Below are 25,711 nucleotides of genomic sequence, written 5' to 3'. Positions count from 1 at the left end.
GCACGCATGTCTGGTGAATCCCCTGTGAGCACCCCCGCTTCCGGCTCCGGCGCGAGCTACGCGAGCGCGGGCGTCGACATCGAGGCGGGCGACCGCGCGGTCGAGCTGATGAAGGAGTGGGTGCGCAAGACGCAGCGCCCCGAGGTCGTCGGCGGTCTCGGCGGCTTCGCCGGGCTCTTCGACGCGTCCGCCCTCAAGCGCTACGAGCGTCCGCTGCTGGCTTCGGCGACGGACGGCGTCGGCACCAAGGTCGACATCGCCCGCCGGCTGGGCGTGTACGACACCATCGGGCACGACCTGGTGGCGATGGTGATGGACGACATCGCGGTGTGCGGTGCCGAGCCGCTGTTCATGACCGACTACATCTGCGTGGGCAAGGTCCACCCGGAGCGGGTCGCGGCGATCGTCAAGGGCATCGCCGAGGGCTGCGTCCTGGCCGGTTGCGCCCTGGTCGGCGGGGAGACCGCCGAGCACCCGGGGCTGCTGGGGCCCGACGACTTCGACGTGGCCGGTGCCGGCACGGGCGTGGTGGAGGCCGACCGGCTGTTGGGCCCGGACCGCATCCGCGAGGGTGACGCCGTGCTGGCGATGGCCTCCTCGGGCCTGCACTCCAACGGCTACTCGCTGGTGCGGCACGTCCTCTTCGACCGGGCCGGCCTGGCCCTGGAACAGCAGGTGGACGAGCTGGGCCGGACGCTGGGCGAGGAACTGCTGGTGCCGACCCGGATCTACTCGCTGGACTGCCTGGCGCTCACCCGGGCCGCCGAGGTGCACGCCTTCAGCCACATCACCGGCGGCGGGCTCGCCGCGAACCTGGCACGGGTGGTCCCGGACGGCCTGCACGCCGTCGTGGACCGCGCCACCTGGGCGCCGGGGGCGATCTTCGACCTGGTGGGCACGGCGGGCCGGGTGGAGCGCCTGGAGCTGGAGAAGACCCTGAACATGGGCGTCGGCATGATGGCCGTGGTGCCCGCCGAGTCGGTGGAGGTGGCGTTGACGCTGCTCGCCGACCGAGGGGTCGACGCCTGGCAGTGCGGCGAGATCACCGAGCGCGGGGCGCACACCACGGGCGCTGCCCTGGTCGGCGACTACGCCCGGTAGGGGTCCGGACCGGACGCCGGCCCACCTTCCCGATGATGTTTCCGTACCCCCAGGCCCTCATGGCGGCGGCGACGGCAGGGGCTCCGGCGAGGGCCGGGGCCCGGTCGGCCGCGGCCTGCCGGGTGGGCACGGGGGCAGCACGAAACCCGGTCCGGCACTACGGGCCCGGACCGGGAAAGGTGCGGCTGTTCGACGATGCCCCGATCGAGGCGTCCGCTCGGGCGGACGTTCCGGTCGGCGGCGGCGCCGATGGTTGTGGACTGCTACTGGATGCGGAGGACGTGAGCGGTCTTCGCGTCAAGCACCGCGACGGTGCGCATGCGACGGGGATCCGGGCTCGTCGTCCTCGTCCTCGTCGTCATCGACGTTGTAGAGATCCGCGTACCGTGCGTACGGGTCGTTGTCCTCGTCGTCCTCGATCGGCTCGCCGTTCGGCGGCTGGCTCGAAGTCGATGCGCCCAGCTCGTTGGCCAGACGTGACAGGTCCGTCCCGCCGCCGCTGTTGTACTTCAGCTGGCGGGCGACCTTCGTCTGCTTGGCCTTGGCCCGGCCGCGCCCCATGGCTCGACCCCCTCGGTGACGGGGCTCGACGGCCCCAGAGTCTTGACACGCGTTCATGATCGGGAACGGGCTCTCCGTGGAGAGACCGGTCCGTAGGGCTTCCACGGTACCTGCTCCCGCGGCCATACGGTACGTCGCCCGTAGGACGCGCGGCTGCGCAGAACCCGCGAGGCGCCCCGTCCTCGCTGGTCAACCGCGATTTTAACCTCTTCTTGGCGCACGACCCGCCGACATCGGGTGAGTCTCATGTCTCAGCCGTCACCGACGGTTTTCCGCCGTCACCGAGGGCGCCGCGAACCGGCAGGGGCCCGTCCGCGACACGCCCGGGAGCCGGGTCGGCCCGGGCGGTCGCGGAGCGGTGCCTCAGCGGGCCGCGGAGCGGGCGTCGGCCATCCGCTGTTCGGCGATCCGGTCGGCGGCGACCGCCGGCGGAACCCCATCGCTCTTCGCACGTGCGAATATGTCGAGCGTGGTGTCGTAGATCTTCGACGCCTTCGCCCGGGCCCGCGCGAAGTCGAAGCCGTGCAGTTCGTCGGCGACCTGGATCACGCCGCCGGCGTTCACCACGTAGTCGGGTGCGTACAGGACGCCGCGGTCAGCGAGGTCCTTCTCGACCCCGGGGTGGGCGAGTTGGTTGTTGGCGGCACCGCACACCACCCGGGCGGTGAGCGCGGGCACGGTGTCGTCGTCGAGGGCGCCGCCGAGCGCGCACGGCGCGTACACGTCGAGCCCGTCGACCCGGATCAGGGCGTCGGTGTCGGCGACCACCCGGACCTGCGGGTGCAACCGCGTCACCCGGCGCACCGACTCCTCGCGCACGTCGGTCACCACGACCTCGGCGCCGTCGTCCAGTAGGTGGTTCACCAGGTGGTGGCCCACCTTGCCGACGCCGGCGACGCCCACGGTCCGTCCGCGCAGCGTGGGCTCGCCCCACAGGTGCCGGGCGCTGGCCCGCATGCCCTGGAAGACGCCGTACGCGGTGAGCACCGAGGAGTCGCCGGCCCCGCCGTTCTCGGGCGAACGGCCGGTGGTCCAGCGGCACTCGCGGGCCACCACGTCCATGTCGGCGACGTAGGTGCCCACGTCGCAGGCGGTCACGTACCGGCCGCCGAGGGAGGCCACGAACCTGCCGTAGGCGAGGAGCAGCGCCTCGGTCTTGATCCGGTCGGGGTCGCCGATGATGACGGCCTTGCCGCCGCCGTGGTCGAGTCCGGCGAGGGCGTTCTTGTACGACATCCCGCGGGCGAGGTTCAGTGCGTCGGCGACGGCTTCGGCCTCGGTGGCGTAGGCGTGGAAGCGGGTGCCGCCGAGCGCGGGGCCCAGGGCGGTGGAGTGCAGGGCGATCACGGCCCTGAGGCCGGTGGCGCGGTCCTGGCAGAGGACCACTTGTTCGTGGCCCCCCTGATCGGTGTGGAACAGGGTGTGCAGGACGCCGTCGGATGCTTCGGTCACGGTGGTGACTCCCGGGTGCGTAGCGGCGGTTGGGAACGGGCCGTTCGGGTGGTGGGCCCGGTGGTGACGAGGGTAGGGCCTGGACGGCGCCGGGTGGGGCCCGCCCGGGACGGACCCCCCGCCCGGAGTACGGTGACCGACCGGGTGCGCGGTCCCGGACGGGGTTGCCGCGCCGGTGGACGGGGGAGGGAGCAGGGGTGCCCAAGGTGTCCTCGGTGATCGTGCCGTACGCGTCCTACTTGCGGGTGTACGAGCCGCTCGCCGCCTTCCCGCAGCCGGAGCGCGGTCACTGGGAGCGGTACGCGCGCCGCGGTGACCGGCCTTCCTACCAGGACGAGCTGCGTCGTTCGCTGACGGACCTGGTCTCCACGCCGCCGGTGGCGGTGCCGGTGCACGAGAGCCGGGACGCGTTCGTGGTCGAGGTCGACGGGGTGGTGTGCGTGTGCCCGTGGCGGACCCGGTTGCGGGGGTGGCAGGCGCTCGACGAACTGGAGTCGGGCGGGCGGTTGCCCCCGGCGGTGCTGGACGCGGTGGTGCCGCCGGTGGTCCGCAGGGAGAACGCCGACGACTACGAGCGCTGGCGGGCGGCGAATCCCGATGCCCGGCCGTGGATCCGCTCGGCGACCTGGCAGGTGCCGCTGGTGTGGTTCGTGCTGGTGGCGGACGAGGAGCGGGAGCACCGGCCGCCCGGGGCGCGGCCGGAGGGGGCGGCGGGTGCGGAGGCGCCGCCGGCGTCGCTGGTGCGGTACCGGACGCCGATGGTGGAGGCGCGGCGTCGGGTGGCGCGCGGCTTGAAGACCCTGCGGACGGCCTGGGGGGAGGGGCCGTTCATCGACGGGCTGACGGAGGTGGGTCGTTGGCTGGAAGAGTTTCATCCGCGGTCCTGGGTGGAGCTGGACTACGGAGGTCTGGTGCACACCGTGCCCGCCGAGGAGTTGGCCGCCGATCGTTCGGCGGCGGACGTGGCCGAGGGGTTGGAGGCGCTGGGGCGAGGGGACGGCGTGGTCGCCGGGGAGGCGTACGGGCGGTTGGCCGAGCGGTGGCGGAAGGTGCGGGACCGGCAGTTCGCGAGTTGACCGGGCGGGTGCGGGGCGCGGTTCCGGCTCAGCCGCACAATTGTCCGTCGATTTCGCGCCAGATTCTTGGTGGTGCGGTGGTCGGTTCTCGGGGGTGCTTCGCCCTGGCCTCCGCCGCCGTTTCGTCCGCCCGGGCGGCCTTGCGGACCGGAGGCCCGGTGTCGTCCCCGTCCTCCGGTTCCTTCCCGTTCCCGACGCCCCGCCCGCTTCGGTCCCCCCTCCCCGGCAGCCCTCCCGGGCCCTTCTGATCTCCTCTGCTTCCTCGTGTCGCCCCGCTCGTCGTCCCTCGCGGACCGGGTCCCGCCGGCGGTGCGGCTTCCGGTGCACGGGGCCGGCGGGCGCCGCGGGCGTACGGGGCGGTCGGTCCGTTGGAGGGGGTCGGCGGGGCCGGCGAGGGGGTCACGAATTCGGTCGTGTGTGCCCGAAGTGGCCGGTGACCGGTCGTACTGTCCTGACATGCTGTTTCCTGGCAGGGTGGGGGCCTGTTCGGGGGGTGGGCGCGCCGGTGGGCGCGTCCGGGCCGGGTCGGCGACGGATTTCGTCGTCGCAGGTCGACGGGGGTCGAGGACGGACCGGGAACGGTCCGCCGGTGCCGGGTCGGATTCCGGGGCGGGCGGACGGAGGACTCGGGACGTAGGACGTAGGTCCCGATCCGGTCTTTTGCGTCAAGCGTGACGGACCGCACTAACCCGGGCCTTGCGCCCATCGCCCGTCCTCGTGCCAAAATAGGACAAGGAGTCCGGGGAGGGCTCCTTCCATCCGACTCTGGGCGGAATGCTCTGCATTGCACGCTATAGGGGGGTCTGCTGGCCTCTGCTCGCTGTGTGACGGATCGTCACGGGGGTGTGACTGTCCGTTATGAGGTGGTCCATCGGCATCCGTCGGTGATGAACACCTGGGAGGGCAATTCCATCGGTTTGGCCGACGCGGCTGGACAGATGGTGTAGTTGTAGTGCCGAGGACAAGCCGTTCGTCCTATAACCGACTCGACCCGCGTCCGCCATTTCGGGCAACGCGTGTCAAGGTGCAGAATTTAGAGGAAAGAACCGAGAAGGTTCGGTTCTCCCGAGGAGGCCGCTCATGACAGCTCGCACCCCTGATGCCGAGCCGCTGCTGACCCCGGCTGAGGTCGCCACGATGTTCCGCGTCGACCCGAAGACGGTCACGCGCTGGGCCAAGGCTGGCAAGCTCACGTCGATCCGCACGCTCGGCGGGCATCGCCGCTATCGCGAAGCCGAGGTTCGCGCACTGCTCGCGGGTATTCCGCAGCAGCGCAGCGAAGCCTGAACGACCGTACGACCGGGCCGATTCACCGGGTCCCCCACTCGGTGCGCACGCCCTGAAACACAGCTCCACTGACGTTGGTCCTGCCCCAACAGGACCGTGTCGGGACGGGTGATCCCCGTCGTGACCGTGACGTCGATCGCGCTGGACTCCGCCGGGTCCAGCGCGATTTTTTTGTGCGGACCCACCGGCTCCCGTTGTGCGGATTCCGTGGCGGTCGGAGTGTCCGCCCGCCCGCTGTGCCCCTCGATGTCCCCCGGGGCCGTCCTGACGGCCCCTCAGGCCCCGTGGCCCGGGCGGCCGGAGGGGCCCGTCCCGCGGGCGCGTGTCCGTCCTCCTCGTCCCCCGTGGCGGGCCGGGGCGGTCGGGGTGCGTCCGGGGGCGCGGGCGGCCCCGCGGGGCCTGCCAGTGGTCCGGACCACTCCTGCGGGCGCCCCCGCCCGTCGGGCGGGTCCGCGGGCGGCGGCGGGAACGGTCGGGGGAGGGCGGAGCGGGGCGCTCCGGCCGGCTCGGCGGCGCTGCCGGGGCGGTGGGTCCGAACGGGCTTCGATGGAGCTTCTGTGCGGTGCTGCGGGGGGCTTGGTGAACCCTCTTGAAGCTTGGTGCAATTGCACATATTAAATTGACCCCTTGGTGGGTGGGGGTGGGGCCGTGGGTTCCCCAAACTCTTACGGTGACTCCCATCACACCGACGGCGGCTTGTTGCCCCAGTGGCAACTGCGGTAAGGCGTACGGCGGATGGGCGGCGGACGGTCGGACGATCCGCTCATCGTGGGGCGGTCGGGCCCCTTCCCGAGGTCCGCACGGCGACGACCGTCACGCCTTCGGGTGAGATTTCGGGCCGTGGCCCCGCGCGCCCCGGTGGTCCGGTAGGCGTCGGGCCCGGCGAACGGGCCCGGAACGCGGCGAGGGGCAAGAGAAAGGCCCGCATCCTCGAAGGATGCGGGCCTCGATGCGGTCCTGACGGGATTTGAACCCGCGGCCTCCACCTTGACAGGGTGGCGAGCACTCCAAACTGCTCCACAGGACCAGGTGCTGCGGCGCTCCGCTCCGCGTTGCGCTGCGAGACAGGACTGTACAGCAGGGCTGGCCGTGCGGTCGAACTCACTCCGTGCGCACGGTCCGCTACCGGCCGCCGGCGACGCCGCCCGGGCGCCGCCGCGGCGGACCGCCCCCGGGTCAGGGCACCGCGGCGTCGATCGCCTTCACGATCCGTTTGTCCGAAACCGGATAGGCGGTACCCAGGGAGTGCGCGAAGTAGCTGACCCGCAGCTCCTCGATCATCCACCGGATCTCCCGCACCTGCTGCGGCACCGGACGGCCCCGGGGCAACTGCTCCAGCAGCCACCCGTACTCGTCCCGCATCTCGTGCACCTTGGCCATCCGGGTGGTGTCCCGCTGGGCGTTGGCCGGCATCTGCTGGAGGCGGCGGTCGACGGCCACCAGGTAGCGCATCAGGTGTGCCAGCCGCCCGATGCCCACCTCGGTGACGAAACCGGGCTTCACCAGGGCGTCGAGCTGCCCCCGGACGTCCGCGACGTTCGCCAGCAGGGCGGGGCTGGTGGTCGCCCGCAGTCGCCGCTCGGCGGCCTGCCAGGCGGCGAGCACCTGACGCACCTGGCCCACCGTCCGCACCGTCAGGTCGACGATGTCGGCGCGCACCCGGTCGTACAGCTTCCGGTAGGACTCCTCGTCCCACACCGGCCCGCCGGCGTCGGCGATGAGCCGGTCGGCGGCGGCGGTGGCGCAGTCCTCGAAGAGCGCCTGCACCGATCCGTGCGGATTGGCGGAGAGCGCCAGCTTGCCGGCGTTGCCCAGCTTGTCGAGGGCGAACTTGGCCGGATTCACCGGGATGTTGCGGACGATCAGCCGGCGGACGCCCCGCCACATCGCCTCCGCCTGCTCCGCCTCGGAGTCGAAGAGCCGCACCGACACCGTGCCGTCGGCCTCGTCGACGAGCGCCGGGTACGCCTTCACCGGCTGGCCCGCGCGTCGGGTCTCGAAGACCCGGTCGAGGGAGCCGATGGTCCAGTCGGTGAGGCCGGAGCGTTCCACGGCGGCCTGCCCGGAGCGCTCCGCGGTCGCCGCCGCGGCCCGGGAGAGCGCCTGGCGGGCCCGGGGCCGCAGCCGCTGGCGCAGCGCCTCCAGGTCCTTGTCCTCGGCGTCGGCGGAGACCTTGCGACGGCGCTCGTCGACGATCCGGAAGGTGATCCGCAGGTGGTCGGGGACCCTCGCCCAGTCGAAGTCCTCGGGCGTGAGGGGGACCCGCACCATCGCGTGCAACTCGCGGGCGAGCGTCACCGTCAGCGGTTCCTGGAGGGGCCGTGCGCGACGCAGGAAGCGCTGGGCGACGTCCGGGGCGGGCACGTAGTGGCGGCGGATCGGCTTGGGCAGCGAGCGGATCAGCTCGGTCACCACCTGCTCGCGCAGGCCGGGGATCTGCCAGTCGAAGCCCTCGGCCGTGACCTGGTTGAGGACCTGGAGCGGCACGTGGACGGTGACGCCGTCGGCGTCCGCGCCGGGCTCGAACTGGTAGGTGACCCGCAGCCGGAGCTGTCCCTGCGTCCAGGTGTCCGGGTAGTCGGCCTTGGTGACCGCCTCCGCCGACTCCCGGATCAGCATCTCCCGCTCGAAGTCGAGGAGCTCGGGCTCCTCGTGGCGCTTGTGCTTCCACCAGGAGTCGAAGTGCGCCCCGGACACCACGTGGGCGGGCACCCGCTGGTCGTAGAAGTCGAACAGGGTCTCGTCGTCGACCAGGATGTCCCGGCGGCGGGCCCGGTGCTCCAGCTCCTCGACCTCGGTGAGCAGCTTGCGGTTGTCCGCGAAGAACTTGTGGTGGGTGCGCCAGTCGCCCTCGACCAGGGCGTGCCGGATGAACAGGTCGCGGGACGCCTCCGGGTCGATCCGCCCGTAGTTGACCTTGCGGTGCGCGACGATCGGCACCCCGTAGAGGGTGACCCGCTCGTAGGCCATCACCGCGGCCAGGTCCTTCTCCCAGTGCGGTTCGCTGTGGGTGCGCTTGACCAGGTGCTCGGCGAGCGGCTCGATCCACTCGGGCTCGATCTTCGCGTTGACCCGGGCCCACAGCCGGGAGGTCTCCACCAGCTCGGCGGACATCAGGACCTTGGGCTGCTTCTTGAACAGCGCCGATCCGGGGAAGACCGCGAACTTGGCGCCGCGGGCCCCGAGGTACTCGTTCTTCTCCGGGTCCTTGAGGCCCACGTGCGAGAGCAGTCCGGCGAGCAGGGAGGTGTGCACGGCCTGGTCGGAGGCGTCGGTGTCGTTGAGGACGACGCCCATCGACTTGGTCACCGAACGCAGTTGGGCGTAGATGTCCTGCCACTCGCGGATGCGCAGGAAGTTGAGGTACTCCTGCTTGCACATGCGGCGGAACGCGGACGAGCCGCGTTCCTTCTGCTGCTCCCGCACGTACCGCCACAGGTTCAGCAGGGCGAGGAAGTCGCTGGTCTCGTCCTTGAACCGGGCGTGCTGCTGGTCGGCCTGGGTCTGCTTCTCGACGGGGCGCTCGCGGGGGTCCTGGATGGACAGCGCGGCGGCGATGACCATGACCTCGCGGACGCAGCCGTTGCGTTCGGCCTCGACGACCATCCGGGCCAGCCGCGGGTCCACCGGGAGCTGCGCCAGCTTCCGGCCGAGCGGGGTGAGCCGCTTGCGCTGGTCCTTCTGCGTCGGGTCCAGGGCGCCGAGTTCGGTGAGCAGGTGCACGCCGTCGCGGATGTTGCGGTGGTCCGGCGGGTCGATGAACGGGAACTTCTCGATCTCGCCGAGGCCGGCCGCGGTCATCTGGAGGATGACGGAGGCGAGGTTGGTGCGCAGGATCTCGGCGTCGGTGAACTCGGGCCGGGCGAGGAAGTCGTCCTCCGAGTAGAGCCGGATGCAGATGCCGTCCGAGGTGCGTCCGCAGCGGCCCTTGCGCTGGTTGGCGCTGGCCTGGCTGACGGGCTCGATCGGCAGCCGCTGCACCTTGGTGCGGTGGCTGTAGCGGGAGATGCGGGCGGTGCCCGGGTCGATGACGTACTTGATGCCGGGGACGGTCAACGAGGTCTCGGCCACGTTGGTGGCGAGCACCACCCGGCGGCCGGAGTGGGGTTGGAACACCCGGTGCTGTTCGGCGTGCGACAGCCGGGCGTACAGCGGCAGCACCTCGGTGGAGCGGCGGACCGCGCTGCCCGCGCGGGTGAACATCTTGTTCAGCGCGTCGGCGGTGTCCCGGATCTCCCGTTCCCCGGAGAGGAACACCAGGACGTCGCCGGGCGCCTCGCCCTGGAGTTCGGTGACCGCCTCGCAGATGGCGGTGATCTGGTCGCGGTCGGCGGCCTCCTCGCCGTGCTGCGCGGCGTCCTCCAGCAACGGGCGGTAGCGCACCTCCACCGGGTAGGTGCGTCCGCTGACCTCCACGATCGGAGCGTCGCCGAAGTGGCGGGAGAAGCGCTCGGGGTCGATGGTCGCCGAGGTGATGATGACCTTGAGGTCGGGGCGGCGGGGCAGCAGCTGGGCGAGGTAGCCCAGCAGGAAGTCGATGTTGAGGGACCGTTCGTGGGCCTCGTCGATGATGATCGTGTCGTAGGCGCGCAGTTCGCGGTCGGTCTGGACCTCCGCGAGGAGGATGCCGTCCGTCATCAGCTTCACGAAGGTGTCCTGGCCCACCTGGTCGGTGAAGCGGACCTTCCAGCCCACCGCCTCGCCGAGCGGGGTGCGCAGTTCCTCCGCGACGCGTTCGGCGACGGTGCGGGCCGCGATCCGCCGGGGCTGGGTGTGGCCGATCATGCCCCGCACGCCCCGGCCGAGCTCCAGACAGATCTTGGGGATCTGGGTGGTCTTGCCGGAGCCGGTCTCGCCGGCGACGATCACCACCTGGTGGTCGCGGACGGCCGCCAGGATCTCGTCCTTCTTCTGGCTGACCGGCAGTTCTTCGGGATAGTCGATCGCCGGGACGCGGGCCGCCCGGGCCGCGATGCGGGCCTCGGCCGCCTCCGCCTCGGCGGCGATCTCGGCGAGGACCGCCGCGCGGGCCTCGGGCCCCCGGATGCGGCGGGTGCCGTCGAGCCGCCGGCCCAGCCGGAGGGCGTCCTTCGGGGCGAGTTCGGCGAGTCGGCGGCCGAGGTCGTCGGGCGCGGTGGCGGCGCCGGGATCGCCGGGATCAGCGAGGACACGGCGGTCGCGCCGGGCGCCGCGCGGACGGCGGTCGCCCCGGGAGCCGGGGGCGGGAGCGGGCTGCGTAGACATACGCCCTCCAGGGTCTCACCTCGGCCCGGAACCCGACGAGCCCTTTTCCGCGGCGGTCGCGCCGGGTCCGGTGCGGCGGTGCGGATGCCACGGAGCGCGGGTGGGGCCGCCCCGAGCTATAAGAATCCCATAAAGGTGCAGGTCGGAAGGGTGATTGCGGTAAGCGTCAGATAAAAGTTGAGCGGTCTCCACTCAGGTCTGTTGACCGGGCCCCGGGCTTCGTGCATTCTTGAGCCTGTCCCGCTCAGGTTCCCCGTGCACCACGGGCCCCGGGCGGAGCGCAGCCAGCCGAGCAAGTTCTCTGGAGGAAACCGAAATGGCACGTGCGGTCGGCATCGACCTGGGCACGACTAACTCCGTCGTCAGCGTTCTGGAGGGCGGCGAGCCCACCGTCATCACCAACGCAGAGGGCGCCAGGACCACGCCGTCCGTCGTCGCCTTCGCCAAGAACGGCGAGGTGCTCGTCGGCGAGGTGGCCAAGCGCCAGGCCGTCACCAACGTCGACCGGACCATCCGGTCCGTCAAGCGCCACATGGGCACCGACTGGCGCGTCGACATCGACGAGAAGGCGTTCAACCCGCAGCAGATCTCGGCGTTCATCCTCCAGAAGCTGAAGCGCGACGCCGAGGCGTACCTGGGCGAGAAGGTCGCCGACGCGGTCATCACCGTCCCGGCGTACTTCAACGACTCGGAGCGCCAGGCCACCAAGGAGGCCGGCGAGATCGCGGGCCTGAACGTCCTGCGCATCGTCAACGAGCCCACCGCCGCGGCCCTCGCCTACGGCCTCGACAAGGACGACCAGACCATCCTGGTCTTCGACCTCGGCGGCGGCACCTTCGACGTCTCGCTGCTGGAGATCGGCGACGGCGTGGTCGAGGTGAAGGCCACCAACGGCGACAACAACCTCGGCGGCGACGACTGGGACCAGCGGGTCGTCGACTACCTGGTCAAGCAGTTCAACAACGGCCACGGCGTGGACCTCGGCAAGGACAAGATGGCGCTCCAGCGCCTGCGCGAGGCCGCCGAGAAGGCCAAGATCGAGCTCTCCTCGTCCACCGAGACCTCGATCAACCTGCCGTACATCACCGCCTCCGCCGAGGGCCCGCTGCACCTGGACGAGAAGCTCACCCGGGCGCAGTTCCAGCAGCTCACCTCGGACCTGCTGGACCGCTGCAAGACGCCGTTCCACAACGTCATCAAGGACGCCGGCATCGCGCTGTCCGAGATCGACCACGTGGTCCTGGTCGGCGGCTCCACCCGCATGCCCGCCGTCGCCGACCTGGTGCGCGAGCTGACCGGCGGCAAGGAGGCCAACAAGGGCGTCAACCCGGACGAGGTCGTCGCCATCGGCGCCTCGCTCCAGGCCGGTGTCCTCAAGGGCGAGGTCAAGGACGTCCTGCTCCTCGACGTCACCCCGCTGTCCCTCGGCATCGAGACCAAGGGCGGCATCATGACGAAGCTCATCGAGCGCAACACCACGATCCCGACCAAGCGCTCGGAGATCTTCACGACGGCCGAGGACAACCAGCCGTCCGTGCAGATCCAGGTCTACCAGGGCGAGCGCGAGATCGCCGCGTACAACAAGAAGCTCGGGATGTTCGAGCTGACCGGTCTGCCGCCCGCCCCGCGCGGCGTCCCGCAGATCGAGGTCTCCTTCGACATCGACGCCAACGGCATCATGCACGTGACCGCGAAGGACCTGGGCACGGGCAAGGAGCAGAAGATGACCGTCACCGGCGGCTCCTCGCTGCCGAGGGACGAGGTCAACCGGATGCGCGAGGAGGCCGAGAAGTACGCGGAGGAGGACCACGCCCGCCGCGAGGCCGCCGAGACCCGCAACCAGGGCGAGCAGCTCGTCTACCAGACGGAGAAGTTCCTGGGGGACAACGAGGACAAGGTCCCGGCCGAGGTGAAGACCGAGGTCGAGGGCGCGCTCGCGGAGCTGAAGGAGAAGCTCAAGGGCGAGGACTCCGCCGAGATCCGCACCGCCACGGAGAAGGTCGCGGCCGTCTCCCAGAAGCTGGGCCAGGCGCTGTACGCCGACGCCCAGGGCGCTCCGGGCGCCGCGGGCGGTGCCGAGGGCGCCGCCGGCGGCAAGGCCGATGACGACGTCGTCGACGCCGAGATCGTCGACGAGGACCGCAAGGGCGGTGCGGCGTGACCAAGGAGACCCCGGGCTTCGACGAGAAGGACGAGCCCACCGACGTCTCCGGCACCACCGCCGACCAGGCCGAGAACGAAGCCGAGGCCGCCGAGGCCGCCGGGTCCTCCACCGAGGAGGGCCCGGCGGGCCGGGCCGGGGACGCCGAAGCGAAGGGTTCCGAGAACGCCGGGGCCGTGGCCGAGCTGGACCAGGTGCGCACCGCGCTGAGCGAGCGCACCGCGGACCTCCAGCGACTTCAGGCCGAATACCAGAACTACCGCCGCCGGGTGGAACGGGACCGGATCGCGGTCAAGGAGATCGCCGTGGCGAACCTCCTGACCGAGCTCCTTCCGGTGCTCGACGACATCGGCCGCGCCCGTGACCACGGGGAGCTGGTGGGCGGTTTCAAGTCGGTGGCCGAGTCGCTGGAGACGGTCGTCGCCAAGATGGGTCTCCAGCAGTTCGGCAAGGAGGGCGAGCCCTTCGACCCGACGGTGCACGAGGCCCTGATGCACAGCTACGCCCCGGACGTCACCGAGACGACCTGCGTGGCGATTCTCCAGCCCGGGTATCGGATCGGAGAGCGCACCATCCGCCCCGCGCGGGTGGCGGTGGCCGAGCCGCAGCCGGGCGCGTCGGCCGCGAAGGCGGACGGCGAGACGGAGGCGGACGAGCCCGAGGCCGGGGACGGCAAGGCGGCCGGTGCCGCCGACGGCAAGGACAGCGGTGCGCCCGACGAGGGCTGACCGCACCACGCACGGGAAGGAGGGACGTCGGGGATGAGTACCAAGGACTTCATCGAGAAGGACTACTACAAGGTCCTCGGCGTCCCCAAGGACGCCACCGAGGCCGAGATCAAGAAGGCGTACCGGAAGCTCGCCCGCGAGTTCCACCCGGACGCCAATAAGGGCAACGTCAAGGCCGAGGAGCGCTTCAAGGAGATCTCCGAGGCGAACGACGTGCTCGGCGACCCGAAGAAGCGCAAGGAGTACGACGAGGCGCGCGCCCTCTTCGGCAACGGTGGCTTCCGACCCGGACCGGGCGCGGGCGGCGGCTCGTTCAACTTCGACCTGGGCGACCTCTTCGGCGGCGGCCAGCAGGGCGGTGGCGCGGGCGGCGGCTTCGGCGGCGGTCTGGGCGACGTGTTCGGCGGGCTGTTCAACCGGGGCGGCGCGCCGGGCGCCGGTCGGGTGCAGCCCCGGCGGGGCCAGGACGTCGAGTCCGAGGTCACGCTGAGCTTCACCGAGGCCGTGGACGGGGCGACGGTGCCGCTGCGGATGTCCTCGCAGGCGCCCTGCAAGGCGTGTTCGGGCACCGGGGACAAGAACGGCACCCCGCGGGTGTGCCCCACCTGCGTGGGCACCGGGCAGGTGTCCCGGGGCGGCGGGGGAGGCTTCTCCCTCACCGATCCGTGCGTGGACTGCAAGGGCCGCGGCCTGATCGCCGAGACCCCTTGCGAGGTGTGCAAGGGGTCGGGACGGGCCAAGTCCTCGCGGACCATGCAGGTGCGCATCCCGGCGGGCGTCTCGGACGGGCAGCGGATACGGCTGCGCGGCAAGGGCGCCCCGGGCGAGCGCGGCGGCCCGGCCGGTGACCTGTATGTGGTCGTCCACGTGGACGACCACCCGGTGTTCGGCCGCAAGGGCGACAACCTGACCGTGACGGTGCCCGTCAGCTTCGTCGAGGCGGCCCTCGGCGGCGAGGTGCGGGTGCCGACGCTGGGCGGTCCGCCGGTGACGTTGAAGTTGCCGCCGGGCGTGCCCAACGGCCGCACCATGCGGGCCCGCGGCAAGGGCGCGGTCCGCAAGGACGGCACCCGCGGAGACCTGCTGGTGACCGTGGAGGTCGCGGTGCCCAAGGACGTGACCGGCAAGGCCCGGGACGCCCTGGAGGCGTACCGGGAGGCGACCGCGGACGTCGATCCGCGGGCGGAGCTGTTCGAGGCCGCGAAGGGAGCATGAGCGCCATGGACGGGATGGGCACGGGCGGCCGACGCCGCAACCCCTACCAGTTGACCGACGACTCGCCGGTGTACGTCATCTCGGTGGCGGCCCAGCTCAGCGGGTTGCACCCGCAGACCCTGCGGCAGTACGACCGCTTGGGCCTGGTCTCCCCGGACCGCACCGCGGGCCGGGGCCGCCGCTACTCGGCCCGGGACATCGAACTGCTCCGCCAGGTGCAGCAGTTGTCCCAGGACCAGGGCGTGAACCTGGCCGGGATCAAGCGGATCATCGAGCTGGAGGCCCAGGTGGCCGCGTTGCAGGCGCGGGTCGCCGAGCTCCAGGACGCGGTGGAGGGCGCCGCGGCGACGCTGCGCCAGCGCGAGGCCGCCGTGCACGCCTCGTACCGTCGGGACCTGGTGCCCTACCAGGAGGGCCAGACCAGTGCGCTGGTCGTCTGGCGTCCGGGGCGCAGGAAGGACTAGTCGCGCCCGGGGCGCGACGGAACGCGGGGCCGGAAGGAACGAACCTTCCGGCCCCGCGGCCGTGCCCGGCCGCGATCGGCCGGGGACACACCTTGATTAACCCCCCTGTAGCTAACCCGGGTGTGACCGTCTGTGAGGTGTGCGAGGCTGGGCGTGCCCGGGCCCCGGCGGTTCGCCGGACGCACGGGCCGGCGGCCTCGGCCCGGGACCGCCACGGCGGTCCCGCCGTCGTAGGGTCGTCCGGGCGGGTCGGTCGACGTCGACCGTGGCTCGCCGAACGGGTGTCCCGGCCTGGGCGTCCCGGGCCGGCCAGGGGGATTGGCCGACACGGGGACAACCCGGGGCGACCGAGAATTCCCCTCCCCTCGCCCCGCACCAACTCTGCCGGTCACCGGTCGGTTGCACCACCCTCCGCTTGTTGCACTGCGCCAAGCGGAGGGGGGACGCAAGGGGAAAGAAGCGGACGGACCGGTGACAAGCCCCTCCGGAGGTGGGGGCGGAGATATGGCTGAGGCGCATGTGCACGGAGTGGACCAGCTCTGCGAAGAAGGCGACCGGGTGTACGTGAGCGCCCTGAAGGGGGGCCGGGTGGCGCGGGCGGTGGCGGCCGGGGCGCCCTGCCTGGTCGACCTGGGATTGCTGTACCCGGATCCGGAGGACACCGGGTGGCTGGTGCCCGAGCCGCCGGGGGCGGTGGTCGGCCGGTTGGCCCGCGGGCTCGACGAGGAACTGGCGCAGGCCCGGGACCGGGCGTACGCGGTGGTCCGGCTCGCCGAGCGCTACACCGGCTACTGCGGCCCGGCGGCGGTCGGCGGGGCGTCGGGGGTGCCGGGGCTGCGGGTGCTGGAGGGCAAGCCCCGCATCCGGGAGGCGATCGCGCAGGCCTCGGACGAGTGCGCGGTCGAGCACCTGGCGATCCAGCCGGGCGGGGTGCGCCGGGAGGGGGTGCTCAGCGACGCGCTGCCGCTGGCGCTGGACATGGCGGGCCGCGGGGTGCGCATGCGGACCCTGTACACGCACGCCGCACGGCACGGGCAGGGCCTCTTCGAGTACGTGGAGCGGGTCGGGGGCGCGGTGCGGGTGCGCACCCTGGACGAGGTCACCGAGCGGCTGCTGATCTTCGACCGGGCGGTGGCGTTCGTCCCGGCGACCGAGGACCGCACGACCGCCCTGGAGCTGCGCCACCCCGGGCTGGTGGAGTTCCTCGCGATCGTCTTCGAACGGTTGTGGCGGCTGGCCCACCCGTTCGGCGAGGCGGTGCCGGCGATGACCCCGGTGGACGGGATCACCCGACGGGAGTGGGCCATCGCGGCACTGCTCGCCGAGGGGCACACGGACGCGGAGATCGCCCAGCGGCTCGGCATCAACGTCCGCACCGCCCGGCACCACATCCGCAAGCTCGCCGAGGAGTTGGGCGCGGTGAGCCGTGCCCAACTGGGGGTGCGGATCGCCCAGGCCGGTCTGGACGTCCCGCCCCGGCCGCCCGTGCCCGGCGGTTGACGGGCGGGGCGGCCGGGGCGCACGGCGGTCACTGCTCGCGTTCCAGGATGCCCGAGCGGGCGATGAGGTAGCCGAGTTGGGCGCGGCTGCCGCTGCCGAGGGCGGCGGCGAGCTTGGCGATGTGGGCGCGGCAGGTACGGACGTTCATCCCGAGCCGGCGGGCGATGGCCTCGTCCACGTACCCCTCGACGAGGAGCTTGGCGATGGACTGCTGGACGCCGGTGATGCCGTCCGGGGTGGACTGGTACGGGACTTCGTCGAGGAGGGGGGTGGCGCGCCGCCACAGCTGTTCGAAGACGCGGATCAGATAGCGCACCAGCCCCGGGTGGCGCAGCTCCAGGGCGGTGGTGTCCTTGCCGGCGTCGGGGGCGACGGGGATGAACGCCACGGTGTCGTCGCAGATGATGAGCCGCTCGATCAGCTCCTCCAGGGTGCGGATCTCGATCAGCCCGTCGGCCATGTGGTCGACGTAGGCCATGGTGCCCTGGCTGTGGCGGACGGTGTGTTGGTAGAGGGTGCGGATCCGGACGCCCCGGTCGGTCAACGGGCGGTCCCGTTCCAGGGCTTGGTTGAGGATGTGTTCGCTGCGTCGGCCGCCGGGCTGGATGGTGAGCACTTCGGAGCGCACCTCGGCGGTGGCCACGTTCAGCGCGGTGTTGATGCGGTCGATGCCTTCGAGCACGGTGATGGCGTGGGTGGGCGCGGGGCTCTGCGCGCTGATCGCCATGAACGGCTCAAATGATTCGGTCAGTTCGATGGACAGTCGGCGCCTGTCCAGGATCTCCCGTTCCAGCGGGTGGAGCCGTTGTGCCAGGGCGACCGACGGGGGAACCGGACGCAGCCAGTTCGCATCGTCCGGATCGGGGTGGAGAAGAGCGAATTCCAGAAGGCACGGAGTCGCCGCAACCTCTGCCCGCGCGATGCGTCCGGCACTCAGTGCGCTCGCGTAGAGCTGTCCGCCTTCGGCGCACAGCTCGGCCATGGAGTGGTGATGTGTCGGATGTGTGTCGGTTATGGGCAAATCTCCACCCCCCAGGGTCTTGTACGTGCAAGAACATGATGCATCGCTCCAGTGGTGTTGACATGCCTGAATGAGCCATCGTCTTGTTGCACCGGGGGAGAGGACTCATCAGGTGAGGACGAAGCCGACTATGTTCAAGGGAATGCTTCGCTCAGTGCTGGCGACTTTCTCCGTGGTAGTGGCCGCGGGTGCACTCGGTGCCGCCGGCGCTACGACCGCGCACGCCGATACGGGTTGGGGTTACGTGGCCCCCGCTCGGAGCGGCCCGGTCACGGACAAGCCCGCCGACACCGGCTGGGGCTACAGCGTGCCCGCGCGGACCAAGGACACGGGTTGGGGTTACGACACCCCGGTCCGGACCACCGACACGGGCTGGGGCTACAGCGTCCCCGTGAAGGTCACCGACACCGGTCGGCGATCATGAGCACGCCGCCCGACGACCGGTCGTTCCGGCGCGAGATGGCCACCGCCTATCGCTCCGGATGGCACTTCATCGACCTGGTCACCGCCATCCCCCATCAGGGGGACTCGCTGATGGTGACCCTGTTCGGTGAGCCGGTCGTGGTGGTGCGCGACGAGGACGAGGACGTCCGTGCCTACCGGTGCCTGCGCAGGCCGCGAGGTGCGCCCCGACCCGTTCGGTGCGCCATCCGTTACGGGATGATCTTCGTGAACCTCGACCAGCGCGACCACGAACAACTGGTGGACCGCGACGCCCCGGCGCCGCGCGACGCCCTGAAGACCATTTCCGCCACCCCCCGCAGTGCCTGAAGCGATTCCCCCGTCGTTATAGATCGCTTCAGGTGCTTCCCCCCGCAGCGGCGCCACCGTGGACCTGAAACTCGGTGGCGCCGCTGTCGTTCCCGCGTACGGTCGGCCATCCGCGCCCCGCGCCCCCTCCCGGGCCCGGGGCGTTCTCGTGCTTCCCCGGCTTCCGGGAGTCCTCCTCAAGGCTGAGCGGAATGGACTCAACTTTGTGTAAGTTGGGATGGTCAGGTACGCGCGACAGGAGGAGAGAGCGCACGTGGACGCCGAGCTGACGAACCGGAGCCGGGACGCCCTGAACACGGCGAGCAACCGCGCCGTCGCCGAGGGGCACCCCGATCTCACCCCCGCCCACCTGCTGCTGGCCCTGCTGGGCGGGGAGGGCGACGCGGCCGAGAACCTCACCGATCTGCTGGCCGCCGTGGAGGCCGACCAGGCGGCCGTGCGGGGCGGCGCCGAGCGGCTGCTCGCCGAGCTGCCCAGCGTCACCGGATCGACGGTCGCGCCCCCGCAGCCCAGCCGCGAGACGCTGGCCGTCATCGCCGACGCGGCACGGCGTGCCAAGGAACTCGGCGACGACTACCTCTCCACCGAACACCTGCTGGTCGGGCTGGCCGCGAAGGGCGGCCGGGCCGGTGAGATCCTGGCCGAGCAGGGCGCGTCGGCGAAGAGACTGCTGGCCGCCTTCGAGGAGAACAGGGGAGGGCGCCGCGTGACCACACCGGACCCGGAGGGCTCGTACAAGGCCCTGGAGAAGTTCGGCACCGACTTCACGGCCGCCGCCCGCGAGGGCAAGCTCGACCCGGTCATCGGCCGTGACCAGGAGATCCGCCGGGTGGTCCAGGTGCTGTCCCGCCGCACCAAGAACAACCCCGTCCTCATCGGTGAACCCGGCGTCGGCAAGACCGCGGTGGTCGAGGGACTCGCCCAGCGCATTGTCAAGGGCGACGTGCCGGAATCCCTGAAGAACAAGCGGCTGGTTTCCCTGGACCTCGGGGCGATGGTGGCCGGCGCCAAGTACCGGGGCGAGTTCGAGGAGCGGTTGAAGACCGTCCTCGCCGAGATCAAGGACAGCGACGGCCAGGTCATCACGTTCATCGACGAACTGCACACCGTGGTCGGCGCGGGCGCCGGCGGCGACTCGGCGATGGACGCCGGCAACATGCTGAAGCCCATGCTGGCCCGCGGCGAACTGCGCATGGTCGGCGCCACCACCCTGGACGAGTACCGCGAGCGCATCGAGAAGGACCCCGCGCTGGAGCGCCGCTTCCAGCAGGTGCTGGTCGCCGAACCCACCGTCGAGGACACCATCGCGATCCTGCGCGGGCTCAAGGGCCGCTACGAGGCCCACCACAAGGTGCAGATCGCCGACAGCGCCCTGGTCGCCGCCGCCACCCTCTCCGACCGGTACATCACCTCCCGCTTCCTGCCCGACAAGGCGATCGACCTGGTCGACGAGGCCGCCTCCCGGCTGCGCATGGAGATCGACTCCTCGCCGCTGGAGATCGACGAGCTCCAGCGTTCGGTGGACCGGCTGCGCATGGAGGAGCTGGCCCTCGCCAAGGAGACCGACCCGGCCAGCCGGCAGCGCCTGGACAAGCTCCGCCGCGACCTCGCCGACAAGGAGGAGGAACTGCGCCACCTCACCGCCCGCTGGGAGAAGGAGAAGCAGTCCCTCAACCGGGTCGGCGAACTCAAGGAGCGCCTCGACGAGCTGCGCGGACAGGCCGAACGGGCCCAGCGCGACGGCGACTTCGACACCGCGTCCAAATTGCTCTACGGGGAGATCCCCGGCCTGGAGCGCGATCTGGAGGCCGCCTCCGCGGCGGAGGAGCAGGCCGCCCGCGACACCATGGTCAAGGAGGGGGTCGGCCCCGACGACATCGCCGACGTGGTGGGCTCCTGGACGGGAATTCCGGCCGGACGGTTGCTCGAAGGGGAGACGCAGAAGCTGCTGCGCATGGAGGAGGAACTCGGCCACCGGCTGATCGGACAGGCCGAGGCGGTCCGCGCGGTCTCCGACGCGGTGCGCCGCACCCGGGCCGGCATCGCCGACCCGGACCGGCCCACCGGCTCGTTCCTCTTCCTCGGCCCCACCGGCGTCGGCAAGACCGAGCTGGCCAAGGCCCTCGCCGACTTCCTCTTCGACGACGAGCGGGCCATGGTCCGCATCGACATGTCGGAGTACGGGGAGAAGCACAGTGTGGCCCGACTGGTCGGGGCGCCCCCCGGCTACGTGGGCTACGAGGAGGGCGGTCAGCTCACCGAGGCGGTCCGCCGCCGTCCGTACAGCGTGGTGCTGCTGGACGAGGTGGAGAAGGCCCATCCGGAGGTCTTCGACGTGCTCCTCCAGGTCCTCGACGACGGCCGGCTCACCGACGGCCAGGGCCGCACGGTCGACTTCCGCAACACCATCCTCATCCTCACCTCCAACCTCGGCAGCCAGTACCTGGTGGAGCCGCTGACCAGCGAGGAGGAGAAGAAGCAGCAGGTCCTGGAGGTGGTGCGGACCTCGTTCAAGCCCGAGTTCCTCAACCGGCTGGACGACCTGGTGGTGTTCTCCGCGCTCGACCGGGACCAGCTGGCCCGGATCGCCCGGCTCCAGATCGACCGGCTCGCCGGGCGACTGGCCGAGCGGCGGCTCACACTGGAAGTGAGCGAGGAGGCGCTCGCCTGGCTGGCCGACGAGGGCAACGACCCCGCCTACGGGGCCCGGCCGCTGCGCCGGCTGGTGCAGACGGCGATCGGCGACCGACTCGCCAGGGAGATCCTCGCGGGCGAGGTCCGCGACGGCGACACCGTCCGGGTGGACGCCGTCGGCGACGGCCTCCTCGTGGGCCGGGCGACCGGGGCCGAGGAGGCCGACGCGGCCGGTGGGAAGACGCTCTGAGCGAAACCCCGACGCGCTCCCCGGCCCAATTCGGCCACCGGGGCGCAAAGAGCGCCGGGCGGGGCTTGCCAGCACCCGCCCGGCATGGGGGAGGATGACTCAATCCGTTCGAAGGGAAATACACGGTGAGCATCGACCCGTCCTCGATTCCGAACTTCGGGGGTCAGCCCGAGCCCGAGCCCGGTGGGCCGGCCGGTCCCGTCATCCCGGATCAGGACCTCGTGAAGCAGCTCCTGGAGCAGATGGAGCTGAAGTACGTCGTCGACGACGAGGGTGACCTCGCGGCGCCGTGGGAGGAGTTCCGCACCTACTTCATGTTCCGCGGCGAGGAGGAGCAGCAGGTCTTCTCGGTGCGGACGTTCTACGACCGGCCGCACTCCATCGAGGACAAGGCCGCGCTGCTGGAGTCCGTCGACGACTGGAACCGTCGCACCCTGTGGCCCAAGGTCTACAGCCACACGCACGACGACGGCACCGTCCGGCTGATCGGCGAGGCGCAGATGCTGATCGGCACCGGCGTCAGCCTGGAGCACTTCGTCTCCTCCACGGTGAGCTGGGTGCGGGCCGCGATCGAGTTCGACCGCTGGCTGGTGGAGCACCTGGGCCTGGAGAAGGACGTGGACTCCTCGGACGGCGAGGACTAGCAGCCCCGGGGTGCCGCGCGCCGCCCGTCACAGCGGGGCGCGCCCGAAGCCGATCAGGAACACCCCGTAGGACAGGGAGAGCCCGGTCAGGAACGCGATCACCACGATCGCGGGCCCGGACCGGGCTCTCGTCGTGCGCGCCAGCGCCCGGCCCAGCGGGATCAGCAGCGGGAACGCGGGCAGCAGGAACCGCGGCTTGGACTCGAAGAACCCGGCGCCGCCGAGCGCCACCAGCAGCAGCACCCCCGCGTAGACGACGAGGGGCAGCGGGGTGCGCTCGACCAGCAGCAGCACGAAGAGCAGCACCGCGAGCAGCACGATCAGCAGGGCCATCGGGAACACGAACTTGCTGGTGCGGGTGAGCAGCACCCCCACGAAGGTGGCGGCGCCCTGCCCGAAGTCGAAGCGGGACCCCCAGTCGCGCTGCACCCCGAAGTAGCCGCCGAGCGGATCGCCCCGGCGCCACCCCACCCACAGCACGTAGCCGACCCAGCCCGCCGGGGCGAGCAGCGCCCCTGTCCACAGCCTGTGGACAGCGGGCGGCCGGCCCCGCGCGGCGACCCCGTCCCCGGCGCGGGACCGCCGCCACAGCTCCAGGGCCGCCGCCGCGATCACCGCCGCCGCGACGGCGAACCCGTTGGGCCGGGAGGCCCCGGCGAGCGCCGCCAGGACGCCCGCCCACACCCAGCGCCCGGTGACCGCGGCGTACAGCGCCCAGGCGGCGAACGCGGTCAGCAGCGGCTCGGTGTACCCCAGGGACAGCACCACCGAGTGCGGCAGCGCCGCCCACACCACGACCACCAGCACCCCGGTGCGCCGGTCGTACAACCGGCTCACCAGGGCGTAGATCCCCCAGGCGGCGACGGTCGCGGCGGTCCAGGACACCAGCAGCCCGGCCGCGCCCCAGGACACCGGCAGCACCGTCGCCACCGCACGCACCAGGGCCGGGTAGACCGGGAAGAACGCCAGGTCGCTGAAGACGACCCCGGGCCGGTAGTGGACCGTCCGGTGCCCGTACCCGTACACCGCGACGCTGAGGTACCAGACGCAGTCCCAGGACCGCCCCAGCATCCGCAGCAGCGAACGGTCGGTGGCCGCGGCCCCGATGCCGACCGCGAGCACCCCGGCCAGCCGCACCGCGAGGAACAGCCCGACCGCGACCGCCGCCGGCGGCAGCCGCCGCCACCACGGCGCTGGCGGGCCCGGCAGCGCCGCGGCGGGGGCGCCCCGGGCGTCGGGGGCGGGCGTCCGGGCGGGGGCCGGGGGCAGCGGGGTGCGGGGCTGGTTCACACCGGAAACCTTGGCGCCGGGCCCGCGCCCCCCGGACCAGGCGCGGCCGGGCACCCCCGACGCCCACCCGATCCGGCGCACCGGGAACTGGTGTTCGGGGTAGGGGGTGGGGCGTACCGGAGGCCCGGAGCGTCGCTCGCCGTATCCTGGCTGCACAACGGGAAGGAGCCGCCCCATGAGCGTCGACGCGATCGTGCACACCGAGTTCCCGGAGGGGTACACGGTCCTGTTCGGGGCCGACGGGAAGGTGATCATGACTCCGCAGAGCGAAGAGCACTCCAGCACCATCAGGTCGATGCAGATCGACTCCGCTCTCGCCCTCGGTCGTCATGCGAAGGTCACCTCCGACGTGTACATCGACTTCCCCGCCGACGAGAACTCCGCGCCCGACCTGGCGATCCTCCGCGAGGACGCCCGCAGGGAGGGCAAGCGCTACGGCTTCGAGGACGTGCTGCTGATCTCCGAGGTCGTCTCGACCTCCTCCGCGCGCAAGGACTACGACGACTGCACCGCGAAGTACGGCCGCTATGGCATCCCGATCTACCTGGTCGTGGACCCCTACGCCCAGGAGGTCGTCCTCCACACCGAGCCGACCGGAACCGGCTACATCGCGGCGCACACCCACCAGTACGGCACCGGCAAGCTCCCCATCCCGCTGGCCGACGGTCGGACCTTCACCCTCGACCTCGACGAACTTCCCCGCCCGGAGCCCGAGACGAACGCCCGCTGAGGACTCTCCTTTGGACCGGCGAGGCCGGGCGTCCTCGGGTACGCCTCCCTCCGGCACCCGAAGGACACCGAGTGACGCTCCCGGGCGCCGCCCCCGAGCAGCGAGGGCGGCGCCCGGGGTTCAGGACGCCAGGCCCTTGAGCCGGCCGATCGCCTCGGTCAGGACCTCCACCCGCTTGCAGAAGGCGAACCGCACGAAGGGGGCGCCGGCCGCGCGGTCGTCGTAGAAGACGGCGTTCGGGACGGCGACCACGCCCGCGCGCTCGGGCAGGGAGCGGCAGAAGGCGAGGCCGTCGCTCTCGCCGAGGGGGCGGACGTCCGTGGTGACGAAGTAGGTCCCGGCGGGTCGGTAGACCGTGAAGCCGGCCTCGGCCAGGCCGTCCGCGAGCAGGTCGCGCTTGGCGAGCAGGTCGGCGCGGAGCCCGTCGAAGTAGTCCTCGGGCAGGGCGAGGGCCTCGGCCACGGCGTACTGGAACGGCCCCGCGGACACGTAGGTGAGGTACTGCTTCACCGTGCGGACGGCGGTGACCAGAGCGGGCGTGCCGGTGATCCAGCCGACCTTCCAGCCGGTGAACGAGAAGGTCTTGCCGGCGCTGGAGATGGTGAGGGTCCGCTCGCGCATGCCGGGGAAGGCGGCCAGCGGCAGGTGCCCGCCCTCCGCTTCGGGGAAGACCAGGTGTTCGTACACCTCGTCCGTGAGGACGAGCAGGTCCCGTTCCACCGCGAGCGCGGCGATCTCGGCGAGCTCGGCCCGGGTCAGCACGGTGCCGGTGGGGTTGTGCGGGGTGTTGATCAGCAGCAGCCGGGTGCGCGGGGTGACGGCGGCGCGCAGTTCGTCCAGGTCGAGTCGGAACCGGCCGTCGGCCGGGCGCAGGGTGACCGGCACCCGGACGCCGCCGGCCAGGGCGATGCTCGCGGCGTAGGAGTCGTAGTAGGGCTCCAGGGCGATGACCTCGTCGCCCGGCTCGACCAGCGCCAGCAGCGCCGCGGCGATGGCCTCGGTGGCGCCCGCGGTCACCAGCACCTCGGTGTCCGGGTCCAGGGAGAGGCCGTAGCGCCGCGCCTGGTGGTCGGCGATCGCGGTGCGCAGCTCGGGGACGCCCGGGCCGGGCGGGTACTGGTTGCCCCGGCCGTCGCGCAGCGCGCGCACGGCGGCCTCCCGCACGGACTCGGGTCCGTCGGTGTCGGGGAAGCCCTGGCCGAGGTTGATCGCGCCGGTGGCGGCGGCCAGGGCGGACATCTCGGCGAAGATCGTCGTCCCCATGCCGTCCATCCGGCGGTTGAGCAGCGGTCGCGGGCTCATTGCGGGATTCCCCCTCCTCGGTGTGCGGTCGGGCTCATCCTCGCGGTCGGGGCCGAGCGGGGACAAGCCCGCCCCGGGGTGCGGCGCGCACCGCCGTCCCGGCGCTGACCGCGGCCCTCGTCCCGCGCGGCCGGGCCCGCCGGCCGGGGCCCCGCCTGCCGTCCCCCGCGTACCGAACCTCTGGACTTGCTCAACTCCGCTTTGGGCAGGTCGGGGCGGGGGCATCACCTCGGCACACGGGCGCGAGCCCCGCCCGGGGGCAGGCACGAGGGGCGGGGCA

The 25,711-nt window shown here is 71.9% G+C and carries 19 protein-coding genes and 1 tRNA gene; 13 read left to right on the top strand and 7 right to left on the bottom strand.

Features of this window, described 5'->3' with window-relative positions; translation table 11 throughout:
• Positions 1 to 6: 6 nt before the first annotated feature.
• The gene (purM, locus tag ABT092_RS18950) at positions 7 to 1,101 is read left to right on the top strand and encodes a phosphoribosylformylglycinamidine cyclo-ligase (RefSeq protein WP_351245240.1); all 1,095 of its coding nucleotides are present in this window, start codon (positions 7 to 9) and stop codon (positions 1,099 to 1,101) included.
• A gap of 297 nt (positions 1,102 to 1,398) precedes the next feature.
• Here purM and ABT092_RS18945 read toward each other — a convergent pair whose 3' ends face one another.
• The gene (locus ABT092_RS18945; protein ID WP_351245238.1) at positions 1,399 to 1,662 is read right to left on the bottom strand and encodes a DUF3073 domain-containing protein; all 264 of its coding nucleotides are present in this window, start codon (positions 1,660 to 1,662) and stop codon (positions 1,399 to 1,401) included.
• Between the two features lie 363 nt (positions 1,663 to 2,025).
• Positions 2,026 to 3,114: a Leu/Phe/Val dehydrogenase gene (locus ABT092_RS18940; protein WP_351245236.1), complete on the bottom strand. Its 1,089-nt coding sequence runs from the start codon at positions 3,112 to 3,114 to the stop codon at positions 2,026 to 2,028.
• 197 nt (positions 3,115 to 3,311) lie between these two features.
• On the opposite strand from ABT092_RS18940, the gene ABT092_RS18935 reads away from it, so the two are divergent.
• Together ABT092_RS18935 and bldC are read left to right on the top strand one after the other, a co-directional pair.
• The gene (locus ABT092_RS18935) at positions 3,312 to 4,190 is read left to right on the top strand and encodes a DUF8083 family protein (RefSeq protein ID WP_351245234.1); all 879 of its coding nucleotides are present in this window, start codon (positions 3,312 to 3,314) and stop codon (positions 4,188 to 4,190) included.
• A gap of 1,080 nt (positions 4,191 to 5,270) precedes the next feature.
• Positions 5,271 to 5,477, top strand: a complete 207-nt coding sequence (bldC, locus tag ABT092_RS18930; RefSeq protein WP_003949541.1) for a developmental transcriptional regulator BldC — start codon at positions 5,271 to 5,273, stop codon at positions 5,475 to 5,477.
• A 952-nt stretch (positions 5,478 to 6,429) separates the two neighbouring features.
• Here bldC and ABT092_RS18925 read toward each other — a convergent pair.
• A tRNA-Asp gene (locus ABT092_RS18925) sits at positions 6,430 to 6,504 on the bottom strand.
• Positions 6,505 to 6,653: 149 nt separating this feature from the next.
• The gene (gene hrpA, locus ABT092_RS18920; RefSeq protein ID WP_351245232.1) at positions 6,654 to 10,721 is read right to left on the bottom strand and encodes an ATP-dependent RNA helicase HrpA; all 4,068 of its coding nucleotides are present in this window, start codon (positions 10,719 to 10,721) and stop codon (positions 6,654 to 6,656) included.
• Between the two features lie 316 nt (positions 10,722 to 11,037).
• Between hrpA and dnaK the strand changes: the two genes are divergently transcribed.
• The 5 genes from dnaK (at position 11,038) to ABT092_RS18895 (ending at position 16,789) form a co-directional block, all read left to right on the top strand.
• A complete protein-coding gene (gene dnaK / locus ABT092_RS18915; protein ID WP_351245230.1) occupies positions 11,038 to 12,882 on the top strand; it encodes a molecular chaperone DnaK in 1,845 nt (614 codons plus the stop codon).
• Positions 12,879 to 13,610: a nucleotide exchange factor GrpE gene (gene grpE, locus ABT092_RS18910; RefSeq protein ID WP_351245228.1), complete on the top strand. Its 732-nt coding sequence runs from the start codon at positions 12,879 to 12,881 to the stop codon at positions 13,608 to 13,610. Before dnaK ends, grpE begins: the two co-directional genes overlap by 4 nt.
• 33 nt (positions 13,611 to 13,643) lie before the next feature.
• A complete protein-coding gene (dnaJ, locus tag ABT092_RS18905; protein WP_351245226.1) occupies positions 13,644 to 14,825 on the top strand; it encodes a molecular chaperone DnaJ in 1,182 nt (393 codons plus the stop codon).
• 14 nt (positions 14,826 to 14,839) lie between these two features.
• Complete coding sequence (locus ABT092_RS18900) at positions 14,840 to 15,289, top strand: heat shock protein transcriptional repressor HspR (RefSeq protein ID WP_451361974.1); 450 nt, start codon at positions 14,840 to 14,842, stop codon at positions 15,287 to 15,289.
• Between the two features lie 504 nt (positions 15,290 to 15,793).
• On the top strand, positions 15,794 to 16,789 hold the full coding sequence (locus ABT092_RS18895; RefSeq protein WP_351245222.1) for a helix-turn-helix transcriptional regulator: 996 nt from the start codon (positions 15,794 to 15,796) through the stop codon (positions 16,787 to 16,789).
• 28 nt (positions 16,790 to 16,817) lie between these two features.
• Here the strand turns inward: ABT092_RS18895 and ABT092_RS18890 are convergent, their stop codons facing one another.
• Positions 16,818 to 17,771, bottom strand: coding sequence for a helix-turn-helix transcriptional regulator (locus ABT092_RS18890; RefSeq protein WP_351245220.1), 954 nt, complete (start codon positions 17,769 to 17,771; stop codon positions 16,818 to 16,820).
• A 283-nt stretch (positions 17,772 to 18,054) separates the two neighbouring features.
• Here ABT092_RS18890 and ABT092_RS18885 point away from each other — a divergent pair, with 283 nt between their 5' ends.
• The 4 genes from ABT092_RS18885 (at position 18,055) to ABT092_RS18870 (ending at position 22,109) form a co-directional block, all read left to right on the top strand.
• Positions 18,055 to 18,234: a hypothetical protein gene (locus tag ABT092_RS18885; protein WP_351245218.1), complete on the top strand. Its 180-nt coding sequence runs from the start codon at positions 18,055 to 18,057 to the stop codon at positions 18,232 to 18,234.
• Positions 18,231 to 18,581, top strand: a complete 351-nt coding sequence (locus ABT092_RS18880; protein WP_351245216.1) for a hypothetical protein — start codon at positions 18,231 to 18,233, stop codon at positions 18,579 to 18,581. Before ABT092_RS18885 ends, ABT092_RS18880 begins: the two co-directional genes overlap by 4 nt.
• A 253-nt stretch (positions 18,582 to 18,834) precedes the next feature.
• Complete coding sequence (gene clpB, locus ABT092_RS18875; RefSeq protein WP_351245214.1) at positions 18,835 to 21,465, top strand: ATP-dependent chaperone ClpB; 2,631 nt, start codon at positions 18,835 to 18,837, stop codon at positions 21,463 to 21,465.
• A 125-nt stretch (positions 21,466 to 21,590) separates the two neighbouring features.
• Positions 21,591 to 22,109: a type III secretion system chaperone family protein gene (locus ABT092_RS18870; RefSeq protein WP_351245212.1), complete on the top strand. Its 519-nt coding sequence runs from the start codon at positions 21,591 to 21,593 to the stop codon at positions 22,107 to 22,109.
• Between the two features lie 27 nt (positions 22,110 to 22,136).
• Here the strand turns inward: ABT092_RS18870 and ABT092_RS18865 are convergent, their stop codons facing one another.
• Positions 22,137 to 23,399: a glycosyltransferase family 39 protein gene (locus tag ABT092_RS18865; RefSeq protein ID WP_351245210.1), complete on the bottom strand. Its 1,263-nt coding sequence runs from the start codon at positions 23,397 to 23,399 to the stop codon at positions 22,137 to 22,139.
• A 175-nt stretch (positions 23,400 to 23,574) separates the two neighbouring features.
• Between ABT092_RS18865 and ABT092_RS18860 the strand changes: the two genes are divergently transcribed.
• Entirely contained in the window at positions 23,575 to 24,129 is a 555-nt protein-coding gene (locus ABT092_RS18860) for a Uma2 family endonuclease (protein ID WP_351245208.1), read from the top strand.
• A 120-nt stretch (positions 24,130 to 24,249) separates the two neighbouring features.
• Here the strand turns inward: ABT092_RS18860 and ABT092_RS18855 are convergent, their stop codons facing one another.
• The gene (locus tag ABT092_RS18855; protein ID WP_351245206.1) at positions 24,250 to 25,431 is read right to left on the bottom strand and encodes a pyridoxal phosphate-dependent aminotransferase; all 1,182 of its coding nucleotides are present in this window, start codon (positions 25,429 to 25,431) and stop codon (positions 24,250 to 24,252) included.
• Between the last annotated feature and the right edge of the window lie 280 nt (positions 25,432 to 25,711).

It is taken from the genome of Streptomyces sp. NPDC002490 (genome assembly GCF_040296045.1).
GTDB lineage: Bacteria > Actinomycetota > Actinomycetes > Streptomycetales > Streptomycetaceae > Streptomyces.
Note: the sequence above shows the minus strand (reverse complement) of the source record. Positions and strands in the feature narration are given on the sequence as shown.